We start from the raw sequence: 18,506 nt of genomic DNA on the forward strand, positions 1-18,506 counted from the left end.
TTAAAGGACAAAAACATGCAGCAATTCAAAGTGCTACAGCGACCTTTGCGCGTCTGATAAGACGCGCGGCGCTGTAGGAAGGTGGCCGGGCGATCACGCAGGCGACCTCGCCGCCGTCGAAGACGTGCGTCGACCGAGCCTCGACGTTCCACCGATGGCGAAGAACTGCCGCTTCGATCCGCGCGCCAACCTCATCCGCACCCGTGGACGGCTCGTCGTGAAAGAGAAAGAGGCGCCCTTCCGGCTTCAACAGCCGTACCAGCGCAGCAAACTCACGCGTGGGATCGCCCCGCCTAAAGACGCCGACGCGGATCGCAAACACCTTGTCGAAGCGGCGATGATCCAGATCGAGTGAGCGAAGGTCCGCGACCTGCACGATGGCCCGCCCGGCAGCAAGGTGTGCAGCATTTCGGCGCATTGCCGCCGCGACCATGGTGGCCGATCGATCGATGGCTACAATCCCCCCGTCGACAAGCCGCTCGCAAACCTTGGTCACTGCAACGCCGTGACCGCAGCCGATTTCGAGCAGCTGATCAGAAGGCTTCGGCGCAACGACAGCGACTGCCCAATCGATCCTGCCAAGCGCCATGAATTCCCCCATCCGCCGCAGATCCTAAGAATGCTAGCACGGCGAAGAGCCATGCCGCGAATCAATCTGGTTCGAAAGATAAACCACTTGCAAAACTATATCAGTTTTGCCAATCTTCCCCATGCCAGGACATGCAGCAACGGGAGAGAGACAATGCGCAGGGTCATCATGTGGGACATGGTCAGCGTCGACGGCTTCTTCGAAGCACCGGGGCATGACATCGGTTGGTTCGTCTTCGAGGACGAACTCGCCGCCTATATCGGCGAAACGCAACTCGAAGCGGACACTTTGCTCTTCGGCCGCGTGACCTATGAAATGATGGCGGCCTATTGGCCGTCCGCCGAAGGTAACATCGCCACCTTCATGAACGGCGTCGAGAAGTTCGTCTTCTCGCGCACGCTGACATCCGCCGATTGGCACAGGACGACACTCTTGACCGGCGACGCCGCCAAGGCAGTCGAACGGCTGAAGCAACGCGATGGCGGCACGATCTTCGTTTTCGGCAGTGCGGACTTCGCAGCAGGGCTGATCGCGAAGGGCCTCGTCGATGAGTATCGTCTCGGCATCAATCCGGTGCTTCTGGGCAACGGCGTGCCCCTGTTCAAGCCGGGGTTGAAGCGAACGGAACTCAAATTGACCCACGCTCGCCCACTGAAATCGGGCGTGGTCATCCTGCACTACCAGCCGCAGGCGGATGCGCAATAGAGCAGGTAGAACAACGCGCCCGCCTGACCTGCGCCCATCTGGCCCAGCGTCGGCTCTTGACTTCCCTGCCCGATCGTCCGACTTCACCAGAGACGATGCAAGGAGACGGCGACATGAGCGAGACCGCACGCACGACGATCGACCAGAGCGAGGTAGACCGGTTCTCCGCCATGGCTGCGGAGTGGTGGGACCCGACCGGCAAGTTCCGGCCGCTGCACAAGTTCAATCCCGTTCGCCTTGCCTACATTCGCGACAAGGTGGCCGAACATTTCGGTCGCGATCCCAAGGGCCCGCAACCGCTGAAAGGTCTGCGGCTGCTCGATATCGGCTGCGGCGGCGGCCTCCTGTCCGAGCCGATGGCGCGCATGGGTGCAGACGTCCTCGGCGCCGACGCCTCAGAGAAAAACATCGGCATCGCCAAGACACATGCGGCCGGGAGCGGCGTGGCGGTCGACTATCGCGCTGTGACCGCGGAAGCGCTCGCCGAAGCCGGCGAGAGTTTTGACATCGTGCTCAATATGGAAGTGGTCGAGCACGTCGCCGACGTCGATTTCTTCATGACCACCTGTGCCCATATGGTTCGACCTGGCGGTCTGATGTTCGTCGCCACGATCAACCGCACCATGAAGGCAGCAGCCCTTGCCATCTTCGCCGCCGAAAACGTGCTGCGTTGGCTGCCGCGCGGCACCCACCAGTATGAAAAGCTGGTGCGCCCGGAAGAACTGGAAAAGCCGCTCTCAGCGAGCGGTCTCGAAGTCACTGAACGCACCGGCGTCTTCTTCAATCCGCTCGCCAATCAGTGGAACCTGTCCAAGGATATGGACGTCAACTACATGCTCGTCGCCAAGCGTCCGCTGTAACGCCGCTGGTCGGCTCGTCTGCGGACTCAGCCGATCTCAGACTTGGCCTGCCATTCTCGTTTCAGCAGCGCATAGACGAGTTCGTCGCCCCAGGCGCCGTTGAACCGGTCATTCTCGATCAGATGCGCTTCGCGGCGCATGCCGAGACGTTCGACGACACCGACCGATCCCTTGTTCAGCGCATCGAGCCGGGCAAAAATCCGGTGGAAGTGCAGCGTCGAAAAGCCGAGATCGAGAATGGCGCGCATCGCCTCGGTGGCATAGCCCTTGCCGGCGAATGCCGGATTGAAGATGTAGCCGGTCTCCGCCTGCTCGGCCGCCCGGCTTGCGAGCTTCAGCAGCACCTCGCCAATCAGAGCGCCATCCTCCTGGCGTTCGACCGCGAACACCGCGACATCCCCGTCGTCAGCAAGTTGCGGCGCTGAAGCCTTGGCGAACTTCACCCGCGCAGCCGTCTCGTCCAGCGGTTCTTGATAGAGATAGCGATAGACGTCCGGCAGCCGGTGATAGGCGAAGAAGGCTGCAAAATCGTCGGGCACGAATGGCCGGATGACGAGGCGATCGGTGGAAATGCGAAGCCCGGACAAAGTCATTGGCTGAAAATTCTCCCATTGCGAAGCCGCGAGGTGGGAAGCAAGACGTTGTTTTTAAAGAGCAGGTAGCAAATAACGCGAACCCGAGGCGCCAATAGACCGCGCGTCAGTTGACCTCGTCAGGCAAGACCGGCAGCGGCGCGACCGCAATTCCTTCCTCAAGCAGCGCCACGGCCTCTTCCGCCGTCGCCTTGCCGATCAGGCCGCGTTCTTCCGCTTCGCCGTAATGGATCTTGCGCGCTTCCTCGGGAAAACGCTCGCCAACGTCCTCGGCGTTCTCGCGCACGGTCTTCACCAGTTCGCGGATCTTGGCGACCGTTTCTTTCTGCGCCTGATCCATGATCACCGCCCGTGTTGCTTCCTTCTTGCGCGCGGTCGCGACCGAAGGCGCCATCAGTTGCTTGGCAACGGACGTTGAATTGCAGGTGGGACAGGAAACCAGCTTGCGGTCGACTTGGCGGTCGAAATCGTCGCTCGACGAGAACCAGCCTTCGAAGGCGTGGCCGTTGTCGCAGGAAATTGTATAGCGGATCAAGCGGCAACGCCTCCCTTCCCGGTTGGCACCACTTCATCGAGCACGAAACTGCGGGCGTTCTTCAGGTTCGGTATCTTGGCGCGTGCCGCATGCACGGCGGCGACATCAATTTCGGCAAGCACGATCGCCTCGCCGCTCGGACCGGCCGAAGCAAGCACCCTGCCCCAGGGATCGACGATCATCGAATGGCCGAAGGTCTCGCGCCCGTCCTCATGCGTGCCACCTTGCGCCGCGGCGATGACGAAGAGACCGTTCTCGATCGCACGGGCGCGAAGGAGGATTTCCCAATGCGCCTCGCCGGTCTGGCGCGTGAAGGCGGCGGGAACCGACATGATCTCGGCGCCGGCGACCGCCTGTTGCCGGAAGAGCTCCGGGAAGCGCACGTCGTAGCAGATGGTGAAACCAAGCTTGCCAAACTCGAGATCGGCAATGCGTGCCGTGCTGCCGGGCTGATAGGCAGCACTTTCCCGCCAGCTTTCGCCATTGTCGAGGTCAACATCGAACATGTGGATCTTGTCATAGTCGCAGATCTTGTGACCGTCGGGTCCGAACAAGAGGCCGCGATTGGCGATCCTGCCGTCGGCAAGCGCGATCGGCGTCGAGCCGACATGGAGATAGATCCCGAGTTCACCGGCGAGCTTTGCCGCTGCACCGACAATGATGTCGTTCGCCTCATCTTTCAGGATCGCGCGCAGAGCCGCCCGGTCCCGCTGGAGCGCGCCGGTCATTTCCGGCGTCTGGACATAAATCGCCCCTTGAGCCGCCGCCTCGCGCACCAGCCGAACCATCGTCTCCGCGTTGTCTAGCGGATCGACGCCGGAGCACATCTGAATGGCTGCAGCCTTGAAGGTCATCGTCGTTCTACTCCTGGTGCACGCGACCAACACAGCCTCGCGTTGGCGATGTGCGAAACGTCGGATCCGCCTCAGGCAGCCAGCAGCGCATCGAGTTTGCCGGCGCGTTCCAGCGCGTGCAGATCGTCACAGCCGCCGACATGAATGTCGTTGATGAAGATCTGCGGGAAGGTCGAGCCGCCATGCGCCTTTTCGATCATCACCTGCCGCACCTTCGGATCATAGGTTGCGTCATGTTCGAGAAAGGGCACGCCCTTGGTTTCCAATAGTTTCTTGGCCGCCGAACAATAACCGCAGAACTGACGCGTATAAATGACCACTGAAGCCATGATCCTCAATCGCTCCTTCACCGGCCACCGTGCCGGATAACTGATTGTCATATAAGACCGGATATGGCTCTTGCAAAGGTCAAAACCGTGACCGGCCCGGCTCCCGCCCGCTTCAGCGCACGGGTCGCTGCGGAGACGGTTGCACCGGTCGTATATACATCGTCGACGAGAACCACGCTGTTCCCACGGAGACCCGCCTTGCCGCCTTCCGAGACCGCGAAGGCACCGCGCACATTGTCCTCACGTGCTTGCCTAGCAAGGCCCACCTGTCGGCTTGTGCGTCGGATACGCTTGAGCACATCGGGTTGATAAGGCCTGCCGGAGAGCTGCGCGATGGCCCGTGCCAGTTCCGCCGATTGGTTGAACCGACGCCTCCAGAGCCGAAAGGCATGCAATGGCACCGGGATGATCGCATCGGCCGAGGCGACCGCACCGTCACTCGCCCGGATCATCCATTCCGCCATCATCGGCGCAAGATCGGTGCGATCGCGATATTTGAGCCCGTGCACCAGATCGCGGGCAATGCCCTCATAGATTGCCACCGACCGCAGACGGTCGAAGGCCGGCGGATTGGCAATGGCTTCGGGCGAAACCGAGCCCGGCCCATGGTCGACCGAAAACGGCGTCCCGAGAACTTCGCAAAAAGGACGCTCGATCAGCGGCAGCGTCGACCAGCAAGGAGCGCAAACCGCGCGATGGTTGCCCACCATCCGGCAGCAACCGCAGCAGACCGGCGGATAGACGAGATCGACCGCCCCGGAGACGAGCCCCCGCAGCACCCGCCCCCACCCTTCCTCCGGAAACAGCGGTCTCTCCCATGCCATGCTGTTGACTTTGAACCTCCGAAGGTCTTTTTGCTGGCCAGCTTGCGGAGACAGTATCGTGGAAAAAATCTTTGACCAGAGCCTCGTCGAGGCACATCGGGCAAGGGCGCTCAGAAACGCGGATCCGAAGGCCGGTTTCCTTCTCGATATCGTCGCCCAGGAACTCGCCGAACGCGTCAGCGTGGTCGAACGTCACTTCGATCGCGCGCTGGAGTTGCACGGCTACACCGGGCAAACGGCCCACCATCTCATGGCAACGGGCAAGGTCGGTGCCGTCGAGCGCGTGGAAACGGATGCGCGATTTGGTTCTGCGCAAGCACCGGTAACGATCGCCTCGCTTGAAGAGGTTCCGGGCGAACCGGAAAGCTTTAACCTGGTGGTTTCGCCACTCTCCCTACACCTGACCAACGACACGCCGGGCGCCTTCATCCAGGTTCGTCGGGCGCTGAAGCCCGACGGGCTTTTTCTCGCCGCCATCCCGGGCAGCGGTACGCTGCAGGAACTGCGCGAAGCGCTCCTAGCCGCCGAGGCGGAATTGACGGGCGGAGCCAGTCCGCGGGTCATCCCCTTCGCCGATGTCCGCGATGTGGGCGCGCTGCTGCAACGCGCCGGCTTCGCGCTGCCGGTCACGGACACCGAAACCTATACGGTGCGTTACGATTCACTGTTTGCGCTGATGCGCGACTTGCGCGCCATGGGCATGGCCAGCCCGCTCACTGCCCGAAGCCGCCTGCCCGTTTCGCGTCGCTTCTTCCTGCGGGCCGCGGAAATCTATGCCGAACGCTTCTCCGATCCGGACGGCCGCGTCCGCGCGACATTCTCGGTGATCTATCTGTCCGGATGGGCGCCGCATGAAAGCCAGCAGAAGCCGTTGAAACCGGGCTCCGCGAAGCAGCGGCTGTCGACAGCGCTCGGCACCAAGGAACAACCGCTTTAACAAGGGCGGTCGTGCTTGCCCCGAACTCAGGCCCCCTGAAAAGCCGTCGCGACGGAGTTGTAGACGGCTGAGAGGACGTTGCCGATCTGTTCGGCCCCGAGGATCACGCTCAGGGAGACGATGGCGGCGATGAGCGCGTACTCGATTGCGATACCAGCGCTTCTATCGCGAAACAGGCGTTTCAGCTTTTCCATGCTCCCCAGTCCGGTTCGTGTTCAGTCCGAAACGTGCGGCAGCAGCCGAAAACCGGAGGCGTTCGGGTCAGCACCCGCTCTTGCGACCGTCCGCATCGATGATGCAGACCGCACCGGGCATCTCCTGCAGCACGCTACGCCGTACCGTATAGCGCTTGGTGGTCCCGCTCGAGGGGATGGAGCCGGTGGAAATATTGTCGTAGTCGACGGGCGTATTGGCCATGATGCGCCTGTCGTTCTTCGAAGACAGCATCGGCGTCAGGATCAGCGTCAGCGCGATCACTGCCGTTCCAAACAGCAGGGACAGATTGAGCACACCCGTCCGGCGGGACTGATTAGTCACCAGATCCTTTTCCTGAACCGTGCTCCAGAAATCGTCGTCCACCATCCCAGCCTCACAAACGCACAAAGCACGGCGAACGCAAGCGCCCTTCCCAAGCTTGGTTCCACCGCACTGCCTGAAATCAGTACGCCGTTCACCAACAATGCGTACCGAAAATGAATTGAGCTATCTTTGCGCGAGGGAGATAAACGATCGATTAATAATCAATCAGATTTCGGGTAGGTTCAGAGCAAATCCATAAGAAATGGTATCAACGGCTCGTCAGCCGGCGGCATCGGGTAGTCGCGCAGGGCCTTTGGCCTGACCCATTTGATCGCTTGGCCCTCGCGTCCGGTCGCCACCCCTTCGTAGCGCCGGCAGACATAGAGCGGCATCAGCAGATGGAAGTCCTCATAGGTGTGGCTGGCGAAGGTCAGTGGCGCGAGGCACGCGACCTTGGTGCGGATGCCGAGTTCCTCGTCCAACTCACGGATCAGGGTTTCCTCGGGCGTCTCGCCGGCTTCGACCTTGCCGCCCGGAAACTCCCAAAGACCCGCAAGCGACTTTCCTTCCGGCCGTTGCGCCAGCAGAATGCGGCCGTCGCTGTCGACCAGGGCGCAGGCGGCGACGAGGACGATCTTCTTTCCGCTGACGTTCATGGCCTCAAGCCCCCGGCGTTCTGTAGATGTAGCTGTAGACCTCGGAGAAACCGGCACCGCGATAAAGCGCCAGCGCCGCGCTGTTTTCCGCCTCGACCTGCAGCCAGGCCTTTTTTGCTCCCCGCAGCCGCGCCCAGCGCAGGCAGACATCGAGCATCGCCTTGCCGACACCCTTCCCGCGAACCCGCTCGTCCACGGCAAACTGCATGATGCCGGCGAGGTCGTTGTCCTGCACGACGAGTGCCACGGCGGTCGGCCCGGTCTCGGCATCTTCAAACAGGAAGAGGCCGCTTTCCGGCTTGATCGCATTGATGATCTCGGTAAGCGCCGCCTTCCTCTTCGGATCGCCCTTGGCGATGCCGATACAGGCATCGACGAAGCGACCGACGTCCTTGATCGGCAGGTGATCGATGCCGTCGCCGAATTCACGCTCGGCAAGATCGGCCGTCATCACCAGGCTGCGGCTGAATGCCGTCCAGCCTTCGGCATCCATATGGGCAACGAGTTGCGGCGGCGTCAGCGGCGTCTGGCGCACGGTCAGGGGCCGGCCATAGTCCGCAAAGCGCCTGGCCGCCTTTTCAAGGCGCACTGGAATATCGCGATAGTCGGATGGATCGAGCGGGTTGACGGAGTTGAGACGCTTGGAATCATGGCCCGCGTTGAGCCGGATCAGCCAGCTGCCGTCATAGTGCACCGATGCTGCCGGCCAGGCCCGGAAGCCCACGGCCTCGAGACGGCGCACGCTCGGAAGATCCACCATTACCACTTCCCCACCTTCGGCCGCGACGTTGCCCGCCGGCCGAGCATCACTCGATGTCATTTTGCTACCTCTCGCCAGTCCGGGATACCAGACTGCTTACGATCGCTCGACCGAAGCCTCAGCTGCGGTAATCGCCGTTGATCTCGACATATTCCTTCGTCAGGTCGCAGGTATAGACCGTGGCGCGACCGGAGCCGAGGCCGATATCGACGCGGATCGTGATGTCCTCGGCCTTCATGACGGCAGTGGCTGCCGCTTCCGAATAGGTCGGATCGCGCTCGCCTTCGACGGCCACGCGCACATCGCCGAACCAGATCGCCAACCGATCGCGTTCCGCCATCTCGCCTGACTTGCCGACGGCCATGACCACGCGGCCCCAATTGGCGTCTTCGCCGGCAACCGCCGTCTTCACCAGCGGCGAATTGGCGATCGAGAGCGCGATGCGCTTGGCGGCTGCGTCGTTTTCCGCGCCTTCGACGGTGACTTCGACCATCTTGCGCGCGCCTTCACCATCGCGCACCACCTGGAGGGCGAGGTCGCGCAGCAGGTCGTTGAGCGCGACTCGGAAGGCGTCGAGGCGCGCATCGGCCGCGTCGGAGATTGCCGGCTGCCCGTCGGCTGCCGCCGCACCCGTTGCAAAAAGCATCAGCGTGTCGGAGGTCGACGTGTCGCTGTCGACCGTGACCGAATTGAAGGTCGGGCCGACGCCGGCGGAAAGCAGAGCCTGCAGTGCGGCCGGCGCTATGTCTGCATCGGTGACCACGAAGGAGAGCATCGTTGCCATGTCGGGCGCGATCATGCCGGCGCCCTTGGCAATGCCGTTGATCGTGACCTTGACGCCACCGATTTCGGCCATGCGGGTCGCAACCTTCGGATAGGTATCCGTCGTCATGATCGCCTTGGCGGCTTCGAACCAGAAATCTTCCGTGCCGGCAACGGCCAGATCGTCGAGTACGCCCGCAAACTTGGTCGCATCCAGCGGTTCGCCGATGACGCCGGTCGAAGCGAGGAACACTTCGCTTTCCGCACAGCCGACTGCCTTAGCCGCCGACTTCGCGGTCAATTCCGTGGCTTCGCGTCCCTTCTTGCCGGTGAAGGCATTGGCGTTGCCGGAGTTGACGACGACAGCGCGCGCGATGCCGCCGGCAAGGTTCTGGCGGCAGAAATCAACAGGAGCAGACGGGCACTTGGAGCGGGTGAAAACGCCGGCTGCAGCGGCCGGCTTGTCGAACACCATCATCAGCACGTCGGTACGGTTCTTGTACTTGATGCCGGCGGCAGCGGTCGCCATGCGGACACCGCGGACGGAAGGCATTTCGGCGAAGGTTTTCGGAGCAAGCGGAGAAACGGAGCCGGACATGGGAAACCTGCTGTGACGTGTTGGGGCCAAAGCATTTCCAGGAAAAGTGCGTAGCGGTTTTCCGTCAGGAAATGCGTAAGAACAAAGACCTGGAGCGGTTTACAACCGAAGCTGCTCCAGATCTATCTTGCGACAAATGCCCGAACGGTTTTCACCGCCGGGCATCGACAAAAAGCGGTGATGGCAGGTCCCGCCAGCGGTAGGGCCTGCCAATCGAAATTACTTGGCTTCCTGCGCCTTGTTGGCCTCGTCATAGGCCTTCTTCAAAGCGGGATCGGAAATCTCGACGCCTGCGTCCTTTTTGGCGGCAGCAAGCAGCTCAACGTATTTGTCACGCATGACAAGCTGACGAACCTGCGGCTCGACCTGCTCGAGCGGCGGCGGGGCCTGCGGGCGCTTGTCTTCAATGAGGATCACGTGGAAGCCGAACTGGGTCTTGACCGGAGCCTTGGTGTAGGCACCCTTGTCGAGCGCGAAGACCGCCGTATCGAATTCCGGCACCATGCGGCCCTTGGTGAAGTAGCCGAGGTCGCCGCCGTCGTCCTTGTTCGGATCCGTCGACTTCGCCTTGGCGAGATCGACGAAGCTCTTGCCGGCGTCGAGTTCCTTGATGATTTCCTTGGCCTCATCCTCGGTCTTGACCAGGATGTGGCGTGCCTTCACCTCTTCCTGCACCGGGATCGCGGCGATCTCCTTGTCGTAGCGCGCCTTCACCTCTTCCTTGGTGATGGCGTCGACGACATGCTTCTTGAAATAGGCATTGTGCAGTTCGCGCTCGGTCAGGTAGGCGACGCGCTGCTTGAAGGCCGCATCATCCTGCAGGCCTTCCTTTTCGGCAGTCTTCGAAAGGAGCTTGACGTCGATGATCGCCGAGAGGGCGGCGGCACGCTTCTGCTCGTCCGGCATCTGCTGAAGCTGCGGGTCGAGACCACCCAGCGCCAGCGTGAGCTCGGACTGGCGCACTTCCTCGCCGCCAACCTTGGCGATCACCGGATCGGCGTCTTCCGCGCGCGCGCCACCATGAACGGCCATCGCCGCAACCAGTGCCGCGGCGGCCAGGGTTTTCAACTTGGACATGCTCACTAACCTTTCACATTAGCCTTCGGCGCAATTACCTGCGACTTGTAGCGGCTGCACACCACCAGAATGTGGCGGTTCTGTAGCCGTCCGGCAGTGCAAGTGCGTTGACATAATTCGACCCCCCTCTTATCTGTCACGCAACCTCGCGTCCAGAACAGTTTCCGGGCGTTTCACGGCATTGCGCGGTTTTCGCGGCGCGGCCATGAGACCTAAGGCAACAAAAAAGAAAGGACCATTCGTATGGTCAGTCTCGGCGGCCTAGCCCGCAAGTTGTTTGGTTCCGCCAATGAACGTCGCGTGCGCGGCTACAAGGCTCGGGTGGATGCCATCAACGCACTTGAAGCCGAAACGAAGGCTTTGTCGGATGAGGCACTCGCCGCCAAGACCGTGGAATTCCGCCAGCAATTCGCCGACGGCAAGACGCTCGATGACCTGCTGGTACCGGCTTTTGCTGTTGCTCGCGAAGCCGCCCGCCGCGTGCTCGGCCTGCGTCCCTTCGACGTTCAGCTCATCGGCGGCATGATCCTGCACGAGCGCGCGATCGCCGAAATGAAAACCGGTGAAGGCAAAACCCTCGTCGCGACGCTTCCGGTCTATCTGAATGCACTCGCCAGCAAAGGCGTACATGTCGTTACCGTCAACGACTACCTCGCCCAGCGCGACGCCGGCACCATGGGCCGCGTCTACAGCTTCCTCGGCATGACGACGGGCGTCATCGTCCACGGTCTCACCGACGAGCAGCGCCGCGACGCCTACGCCTGCGACATCACCTACGCGACCAACAACGAACTCGGCTTCGACTATCTGCGCGACAACATGAAGTACGAGCGCGGCCAGATGGTCCAGCGCGGCCACTTCTTCGCGATCGTCGACGAAGTGGACTCGATCCTCGTCGACGAAGCACGCACGCCGCTGATCATCTCCGGCCCGCTCGACGACCGCTCGGATCTCTACAACACGATCAACGAGTTCATTCCGCTGCTTTCGGCCGAGGATTACGAAATCGACGAGAAGCAGCGCTCGGCCAACTTTTCGGAAGACGGCACGGAGAAGCTCGAGAACCTGTTGCGCGAGGCGGGTCTTCTCAAGGGTGAATCGCTCTACGACATCGAAAACGTCGCGATCGTCCATCACGTCAACAACGCGCTCAAGGCCCACAAGCTGTTCCAGCGCGACAAGGACTATATCGTCCGCAACGGCGAGATCGTCATCATCGACGAGTTCACCGGCCGCATGATGCCGGGACGGCGCTATTCCGAAGGCCAGCACCAGGCGCTCGAAGCCAAGGAAAAGGTGCAGATCCAGCCTGAGAACCAGACGCTCGCCTCGATCACCTTCCAGAACTACTTCCGCATGTATTCCAAGCTTGGCGGTATGACCGGTACGGCCTCCACCGAAGCGGAAGAGTTCGGCAACATCTACGGCCTCGAAGTGATCGAAGTGCCGACCAACCTGCCGATCAAGCGTATCGACGAGGACGACGAGGTCTATCGTACGCAGGGCGAAAAGCTGAAGGCGATCATCGACGAGATCAAGTCGGCGCACGAGCGTGGCCAGCCGATGCTGGTCGGAACGACCTCGATCGAAAAGTCCGAACAGCTCGCCGACCTCCTGAAGAAGTCCGGCTTTGCGAACTTCCAGGTGCTGAACGCCCGTTATCACGAGCAGGAAGCCTTCATCGTCGCCCAGGCTGGCGTGCCGGGTGCGGTCACGATCGCCACCAACATGGCCGGCCGCGGTACCGACATCCAGCTCGGCGGCAACATCGACATGCGCATCCAGCAGGAGCTCTCGGAAGTCGAGCCCGGCCCGGAACGCGACCAGCGCATCGAGGCGATCCGCGCCGAAGTGCAGAAGCTGAAAGAGCAGGCGCTCGCTGCCGGAGGCCTCTACGTTCTCGCGACCGAACGTCACGAAAGCCGCCGCATCGACAACCAGCTTCGCGGCCGTTCCGGCCGTCAGGGCGACCCGGGCCGCTCCAAGTTCTACCTGTCGCTTCAGGACGACCTGATGCGCATCTTCGGCTCCGACCGCATGGACAGCATGCTGCAGAAGCTGGGCCTCAAGGACGGCGAAGCGATCGTCCATCCCTGGATCAACAAGGCGCTCGAGCGCGCACAGAAGAAGGTCGAAGCGCGCAACTTTGACATCCGTAAGAACCTCCTGAAATACGACGACGTGCTCAACGACCAGCGCAAGGTGATCTTCGAGCAGCGCATCGAGCTGATGGATGCCGAAAGCGTCACCGAAACCGTGACCGACATGCGCACCGAGGTCATCGAGGACATGGTCGGCAAGCGCATTCCAGCGAAGGCCTATGCCGAGCAGTGGGACGTCGAGGGCCTCAGGGCCGACGTGCAGCAATACCTCAATCTCGATCTGCCGGTCGTCGAATGGGCGGCCGAAGAAGGCATCGACGAGGCCGATATCCTCGAACGCGTCACCACCGCCGCCGAGAAGGAAGCCGCAGATCGCGCGGAACGTTTCGGTCCGGAGATCATGCAGTATGTCGAGCGCTCCGTCGTGCTGCAGACGCTCGACCATCTCTGGCGCGAGCATATCGTCAACCTCGATCACCTGCGCTCGGTCATCGGCTTCCGCGGCTACGCACAGCGTGACCCGCTGCAGGAATACAAGTCCGAGGCTTTCGAACTGTTCCAGGCCCTGCTCGGCAACCTGCGCCAGGCGGTAACCGCACAACTCATGCGCGTCGAACTGGTGCGCGAAGCAGCCGAAGCGCCGCAGCCGGCACCGCCGGTCATGCACGGCCACCATATCGACCCGTTGACGGGCGAAGACGACTTTGGTGGCGACGGTGGAACGCTTCTGGCCACGGCCCCCGTGCAGCGCGATGCGAGCGATCCGTCGAGCTGGGGCAAGGTCTCGCGCAACGAACTCTGCCCCTGCGGCTCCGGCAAGAAGTACAAGCACTGCCACGGCATCTACGAGGCATAAGAGACGCAGGATAAAAGTGCGGGTTTCTCCGCTCCCGGGTTCCTTACAGGAAATGCCGCCTTCGGGCGGCATTTTCGTTTCCGGTAGCGCGCTTCCTGGAGCGCGCGGGATGCTCTAGCGATCGAACGACTTGGCGTAGGTGATCAGGTTTTCGAGCGCGCGAATGCCCGTGTTGTTGATGTGGCGGCGGCCGAGCGTGGTGTCGATGCGGAAGGCGATGTCTTCCGCATTCGCCGCCTTCAGATCAGCGAGCCGTTCAATGCCGGTCTCCTCGAGACAGCCGACCATGCGCCAGCCGATGGATTTCGCCCGCATCATCCGTTCTCGCTCACTGTCGCTTTTCGGCATTGCCTCGTCCCGCCAATACAACCGCGCTGAACCGTTTGTTAACGCTGTTCTGGCAGTACTGAAGCCCTGTATTGCGTAATCTCAGGGTGTTCTCGTGTTCATGGCGGTATGTCAAACGGCCGGACGAATGCTGCCGTCGGCGCTGAGACACCGCCTGTCCGCGCTGATCGGCGCAGTTGCCGCTATTCTGACCGGCACCGACATGAAGAACACGGCCCGCCGGATGGCGCTCGTCGCCTTCGCGGTTCGCATTTTCAGCGCCGCCATCGCCTTTCTGTCGCAGATCATCCTCGCCCGGATGATGGGCGAGTTCGAATACGGCATCTTCGTCTTCGTCTGGGTGCTGGTGATCCTCTTCGGCAGCCTCTCCTGCGTCGGTTTCCATTCCGTCGTGATCCGTTTCCTGCCGGAGTATCAGGCGACTGCGGCGCTCGACGAGATTCGTGGCGTAACGACGACAGTGCGCGTTTTCGCCCTCACCTCCGCCACCACGGTCGCCGTCGTCGGTCTGCTCGGCCTCTGGCTCTTTTCGGCGCACATCGACGCCTATTACCTCGTGCCGCTCTATCTCGGCCTCTTCACCCTGCCGATGATCGCCCTTGGCGACGTGATGGACGGAACCTCGCGGGCCCATGGCTGGGCGCTCACCGCCCTGAGCCCCACTTTCATCATCCGCCCCCTGCTGGTGCTGGCATTCATGGTGCTGGCAGTCACGGCAGGCGCGCCCCACACGGCGCAAACGGCCATGGTCGCGGCCATGGCGGCCGCCTATGTCACAACCGTCTCGCAGTTCCTCGTGCTGACCTATCGTCTCCGCTCGCGCTATGTGGAAGGGCCGCGGCGGATCGAGCTTGGCCGCTGGCTCCGGGTTTCGATCCCCATCTTCCTGGTCGATGGCTTCGGCTTCCTGCTGACCAATTCCGACGTCGTGATCGTCGGCCTCTATCTCGATCCCGAGGACGTCGCGATCTACTTCGCAGCCGCCAAGACCATGGCGCTGGTGCACTTCGTCATGTTCGCCGTCAAGGCGGCAACGGGCCCACGCGTTTCGAACGCCATGGCCCGTGACCGCAGGCAGCTCGCGGGCATCGCGATCGAAAGCGCGCGTTGGGCCTTCTGGCCGTCGCTCCTGGTCGGCGCGCTGGTGCTGCTGGCGGGCCCCTTCCTGCTTTCGCTTTTCGGGCCGGCCTTCGTCACCGGCATGCCCTTGATGATGATCCTCTTTGGCGGCATTCTCGCCAAGGCCTTCGTCGGCCCGGCGGAAACGCTTCTGACGATGGCGGGCCAGCAGACGCTCTGCGTGATCCTCTACGCCGGCGCGCTGGTGGCCAATATCGCACTCAACCTGAGCCTCATCCCTCTCCTCGGACTGACCGGCGCTGCTCTTGCAACCGCAGGTGCAATGTTCGTCGAGGCGATGTTGCTGCATATCGCCGTCCGGCGTACCTTCGGCTTCGCGCTCTTCGCCTTCGCGAGCGTGCGGGCCGGCAATGATAACAACGGGGCTGTCCATCCATGATCGGCAATACCAATCTTCCGAGCGATGCAAACAGTCGGGCCGCCCGGGTCCTTGGCGGGCTGGCACAGCCTGGCGATGCAGGCCCGACTGCGGAGCATTTGATCGAGGTCGGCCGCCCTGGACGCCATCTCGCCATCTATCCGGCGAAGGCCGGCTACGAGTTGCAGCGTGAGCTCGACTTCCTGTCGAACCGGGCACTGGAGCCGAACGTCTTCTTCACCGGCCGCTTCCTTGCACCGGCGATGCCCCGCCTCGAAGAACGGGTGATCCGGCTCGCCATCATGCGCGACAACGACGAGCGTCGCAGCCGCTTGCGGTTCCTGATGCCGTTCTCGATCGAAAAGCCCGGCTTCTCAATCGGTGCGCCGATCATCCGCGCCTGGTCGAACCCCTTCGGTCCGCTCGGCGTCCCGCTGCTTGACGCTGAAGACGCGGCAGAAACCATCGACAATCTGTTCGAAGCCTTTACCGCGCCCTCGACCGGCCTGCCCTCAGTGCTCGTCCTTCCCGACATGCGCCTCAACGGCAAGGTGGCCCGCCTCACCCGCGCCGTCGCCATCGGCCGCAACCTGCCACTGACGGTGACCGACACCTTCAGCCGCCCCATGCTCGAAAGCCTGCTCGACGGTCCGACCTATCTGCGCAACGCCATCAGCCCAGCGCATTTCCGCGAGCTGCGGCGGCAGTGGAACAACCTCGCAAAAGAAGGCGCGCTCACCTATTCGGTCGCCCGCCAACCCGCCGAAGTCCGCTTGCGCATGGAGGAATTCCTGGCGCTCGAAGCATCGGGATGGAAGGGAAAGGGCCGCAGCGCCATGGTGCTCGATCGCTTCCGTGCGGCCTTTGCCCGCGAGGCGATCACCAATCTTGCCGACGGCGACAGTGTGCGCATCCACACGCTCGACCTCGACGGAAGGGCGATCGCATCCATGGTGGTGTTCCTGATGTCGGGCGAGGCCTACACCTGGAAGACCGCGTACGACGAGCGCTATGCCAAGTTCTCCCCGGGCAAGCTGCTGCTGGCGGAACTGACGGAATGGCACCTCGACGATGCCAACATCGCCCGCTCCGATTCCTGCGCCGTGCCGGATCACCCGGTCATGAGCCGGTTCTGGCAGGAGCGCGAGGAAATGGGCACGCTGGTGATCGGCCTGCAGCAAACCCGCGACCGCGAAGTGCGCCAGGTCGCAGCCCAGCTCCACCTCTACCGCAACACCCGCAACATGGCGCGGATCCTGCGTGACAAGATCAAGGCGCTGGCCGGGCGCTAGAGAGGTCCGCTTGGGCACCGCGGGACGTTCGCGACATCACTTGCCGCGCGCCTCCGCTATTGCCTGTTCGCGCAGGAACCGTCTGATAACCTTGCCCGAAGTCGTCAGCGGCAGGCTATCGACGAAGGCGATCTCGCGCGGATATTCGTGCATCGACAGCCGCGTCTTCACCCACTCGCGAACGGACGTGGCGACACGCTCGTCACCAACCACGCCGGGCCGCAGGACGACATAGGCCTTGACGATCTCGGTGCGGACGGGATCCGGCTTGCCGACGGCAGCGGCGAGTTGCACATCCGGATGACCGGCAAGGCAATCCTCGATCTCGCTGGGGCCGATGCGGTAACCCGACGAGGTGATGACGTCATCGTCCCGGCCGAAGAAGGTGAAATAGCCCTCCTCGTCCATCACGCCCTGGTCGCCCGTCGTCATCCAGTCACCGATGAACTTCTTCTCCGTCGCCGCCTCGTTGCCCCAATAGCCGAGGAACATCACCGGATCCGGGCGCTTGACCGCCACCTGGCCGACGCTTCCGGCCGGCAGTTCATGACCTTCGGCGTCGATGATCGCCACCCGGTGGCCCGGTGCCGCCTTGCCCATCGATCCAGGCTTGACGACGCCGAGATCGGCGGCCGAGGAGATGACGATGTTGCACTCGGTCTGGCCGTAGAACTCACTCACTTCGAGGCCGAGCGCCGCCTTTGCCCATTCATAGGTCTCGCGACCGAGAGATTCCCCGGCAGAACCGATGGTCCGGAGGTTGAGGCGATAGCGCTCGCGCGGCTTCTCAACCGCCTTCATCAGCCGGAGCGCCGTTGGCGGAATGAAGGCGTTGCGAACGTCCATCTCCTCCAGGATGCGAAAGGCGGTATGCGGATCGAACTTCTGCGCCGGCGATGACACGACAGGCACACCGTTAAGCAGCGACGGCAAGAGCGCGTTGAGCAGCCCTCCCGCCCAGGCCCAGTCCGCCGGCGTCCACATGCGGTCGCCGGGTTGCGGCAGGAAATGATGATGAAACTCGAAGCCCGGCAGATGGCCGAGCAGCACCCGGTGCCCGTGCAGCGCCCCCTTCGGCGGCCCCGTGGTGCCCGAGGTGTAGATCATCAGCGCCGGATCGTCCGGGCCCGTATCCACCGGCACAAAGCCTTCCGGGTCCCCGGAGGCAAGCGATGAAAAGGCGATCGTCCCCGGCTGCGGCTGATCTTCCGCCAGCACGACGAGGCGCAGTTCCGGCAGCCGGTCCCGGATCGCGGCGATACGCTCGAAGCCGAAACCGTTGGTAACGACCGCCGCGACGCCGGCGTCACGCAGCCGGTATTCGAGCGCTTCGACGCCGAAGAGCAATGCAAGCGGCAAGGCGATCGCGCCGTGCTTGTAGATCGCCGCATGGGCAATCGCCGTTTCGAAGCCCTGCGGCAGGAGAATTGCGACACGTTCGCCCGGCGCAATGCCCTCGCCCACGAGTCCTTGCGCGAAGGCCGAGGATTGTCGGGCAAATTCGCCATAGGTCAGCACCCGATGCGCGCCATCGGAATCGAAGTGCTGGAGACAGACGCGCTCCGGCTCACGCGCCGCCCAGGCATCGCTGACGGCAACGCCGATGTTGAACCTCTCCGGGATCTGCCATTGGAAGGCGCGGTAGAGTTCGTCGTAAGTCTCGATTCTCGGTAACATGACACTGCCATGACAGATTTCTGCTGCAGCGCACCTAACACTTTCCCAAGCGCCAGTTCAATGACCGGTGCGGCAAGCACGGGCCAAGGCGCGTCCAAGCCGGAAACATCGGTCGGGGATGATGTCTGTGAATTC

At 62.6% G+C, this 18,506-nt stretch carries 20 protein-coding genes; 6 read left to right on the forward strand and 14 right to left on the reverse strand.

Translation table 11 applies throughout. From position 1 onward, the window contains the following. Positions 1-25 precede the first annotated feature (25 nt). Complete coding sequence (locus tag AC070A_RS16460) at positions 26-601, reverse strand: SAM-dependent methyltransferase (RefSeq protein WP_113738016.1); 576 nt, start codon at positions 599-601, stop codon at positions 26-28. Between the two features lie 141 nt (positions 602-742). On the opposite strand from AC070A_RS16460, the gene AC070A_RS16465 reads away from it, so the two are divergent. Continuing rightward, positions 743-1,294, forward strand: coding sequence for a dihydrofolate reductase family protein (locus AC070A_RS16465; protein ID WP_058323924.1), 552 nt, complete (start codon positions 743-745; stop codon positions 1,292-1,294). Between the two features lie 113 nt (positions 1,295-1,407). Further along, positions 1,408-2,154 (forward strand): bifunctional 2-polyprenyl-6-hydroxyphenol methylase/3-demethylubiquinol 3-O-methyltransferase UbiG, encoded by a 747-nt coding sequence (gene ubiG / locus AC070A_RS16470; RefSeq protein WP_093236124.1) that lies wholly within the window; start codon positions 1,408-1,410, stop codon positions 2,152-2,154. A gap of 26 nt (positions 2,155-2,180) precedes the next feature. Here ubiG and AC070A_RS16475 read toward each other — a convergent pair whose 3' ends face one another. The 5 genes from AC070A_RS16475 to AC070A_RS16495 form a co-directional block, all read right to left on the reverse strand. Then, a complete protein-coding gene (locus AC070A_RS16475; RefSeq protein ID WP_113399262.1) occupies positions 2,181-2,747 on the reverse strand; it encodes a GNAT family N-acetyltransferase in 567 nt (188 codons plus the stop codon). 106 nt (positions 2,748-2,853) lie between these two features. After that, a complete protein-coding gene (locus tag AC070A_RS16480; RefSeq protein WP_113738015.1) occupies positions 2,854-3,282 on the reverse strand; it encodes a DUF1178 family protein in 429 nt (142 codons plus the stop codon). Beyond that, positions 3,279-4,136 (reverse strand): carbon-nitrogen hydrolase family protein, encoded by an 858-nt coding sequence (locus tag AC070A_RS16485; protein WP_113738014.1) that lies wholly within the window; start codon positions 4,134-4,136, stop codon positions 3,279-3,281. Before AC070A_RS16485 ends, AC070A_RS16480 begins: the two co-directional genes overlap by 4 nt. Before the next feature lie 71 nt (positions 4,137-4,207). Beyond that, the gene (gene grxC / locus AC070A_RS16490) at positions 4,208-4,465 is read right to left on the reverse strand and encodes a glutaredoxin 3 (protein ID WP_057254794.1); all 258 of its coding nucleotides are present in this window, start codon (positions 4,463-4,465) and stop codon (positions 4,208-4,210) included. A 47-nt stretch (positions 4,466-4,512) separates the two neighbouring features. After that, on the reverse strand, positions 4,513-5,289 hold the full coding sequence (locus AC070A_RS16495; RefSeq protein WP_218373481.1) for a ComF family protein: 777 nt from the start codon (positions 5,287-5,289) through the stop codon (positions 4,513-4,515). Positions 5,290-5,347: 58 nt separating this feature from the next. Between AC070A_RS16495 and AC070A_RS16500 the strand changes: the two genes are divergently transcribed. Continuing rightward, positions 5,348-6,226, forward strand: coding sequence for a methyltransferase domain-containing protein (locus AC070A_RS16500; protein WP_057254792.1), 879 nt, complete (start codon positions 5,348-5,350; stop codon positions 6,224-6,226). A gap of 26 nt (positions 6,227-6,252) precedes the next feature. Here the strand turns inward: AC070A_RS16500 and AC070A_RS16505 are convergent, their stop codons facing one another. The 6 genes from AC070A_RS16505 to AC070A_RS16530 form a co-directional block, all read right to left on the reverse strand. Next, a complete protein-coding gene (locus AC070A_RS16505) occupies positions 6,253-6,420 on the reverse strand; it encodes a Flp family type IVb pilin (RefSeq protein ID WP_082616149.1) in 168 nt (55 codons plus the stop codon). Positions 6,421-6,487: 67 nt separating this feature from the next. Then, positions 6,488-6,808, reverse strand: a complete 321-nt coding sequence (locus AC070A_RS16510; protein ID WP_057254791.1) for a hypothetical protein — start codon at positions 6,806-6,808, stop codon at positions 6,488-6,490. 179 nt (positions 6,809-6,987) lie between these two features. Next, positions 6,988-7,401: an 8-oxo-dGTP diphosphatase MutT gene (gene mutT, locus AC070A_RS16515; RefSeq protein ID WP_057254790.1), complete on the reverse strand. Its 414-nt coding sequence runs from the start codon at positions 7,399-7,401 to the stop codon at positions 6,988-6,990. 4 nt (positions 7,402-7,405) lie between these two features. Further along, the gene (locus AC070A_RS16520; protein WP_057254789.1) at positions 7,406-8,221 is read right to left on the reverse strand and encodes a GNAT family N-acetyltransferase; all 816 of its coding nucleotides are present in this window, start codon (positions 8,219-8,221) and stop codon (positions 7,406-7,408) included. Positions 8,222-8,279: 58 nt separating this feature from the next. Further along, positions 8,280-9,521: a bifunctional glutamate N-acetyltransferase/amino-acid acetyltransferase ArgJ gene (argJ, locus tag AC070A_RS16525; RefSeq protein WP_113737115.1), complete on the reverse strand. Its 1,242-nt coding sequence runs from the start codon at positions 9,519-9,521 to the stop codon at positions 8,280-8,282. A gap of 219 nt (positions 9,522-9,740) precedes the next feature. Continuing rightward, complete coding sequence (locus AC070A_RS16530; protein ID WP_113737116.1) at positions 9,741-10,598, reverse strand: peptidylprolyl isomerase; 858 nt, start codon at positions 10,596-10,598, stop codon at positions 9,741-9,743. Positions 10,599-10,841: 243 nt separating this feature from the next. Here AC070A_RS16530 and secA point away from each other — a divergent pair, with 243 nt between their 5' ends. Continuing rightward, positions 10,842-13,556 carry a preprotein translocase subunit SecA gene (gene secA, locus AC070A_RS16535; RefSeq protein ID WP_113737117.1) on the forward strand — a complete coding sequence of 905 codons (2,715 nt, stop codon included), beginning with the start codon at positions 10,842-10,844 and terminating at the stop codon, positions 13,554-13,556. Positions 13,557-13,670: 114 nt separating this feature from the next. On the opposite strand, the gene AC070A_RS16540 is transcribed toward secA, so the two are convergent. Next, positions 13,671-13,904 carry a hypothetical protein gene (locus AC070A_RS16540; protein WP_057254785.1) on the reverse strand — a complete coding sequence of 78 codons (234 nt, stop codon included), beginning with the start codon at positions 13,902-13,904 and terminating at the stop codon, positions 13,671-13,673. A 127-nt stretch (positions 13,905-14,031) separates the two neighbouring features. Between AC070A_RS16540 and AC070A_RS16545 the strand changes: the two genes are divergently transcribed. Together AC070A_RS16545 and AC070A_RS16550 are read left to right on the forward strand one after the other, a co-directional pair. After that, complete coding sequence (locus AC070A_RS16545) at positions 14,032-15,423, forward strand: oligosaccharide flippase family protein (RefSeq protein WP_162770947.1); 1,392 nt, start codon at positions 14,032-14,034, stop codon at positions 15,421-15,423. Continuing rightward, entirely contained in the window at positions 15,420-16,694 is a 1,275-nt protein-coding gene (locus tag AC070A_RS16550) for a GNAT family N-acetyltransferase (protein ID WP_057254783.1), read from the forward strand. Before AC070A_RS16545 ends, AC070A_RS16550 begins: the two co-directional genes overlap by 4 nt. Positions 16,695-16,730: 36 nt before the next feature. Here AC070A_RS16550 and AC070A_RS16555 read toward each other — a convergent pair whose 3' ends face one another. Beyond that, on the reverse strand, positions 16,731-18,371 hold the full coding sequence (locus AC070A_RS16555; protein ID WP_113737118.1) for an AMP-binding protein: 1,641 nt from the start codon (positions 18,369-18,371) through the stop codon (positions 16,731-16,733). Positions 18,372-18,506: the final 135 nt, after the last annotated feature.

The organism is Ensifer sp. GW101-20A05 (assembly GCF_059424735.1).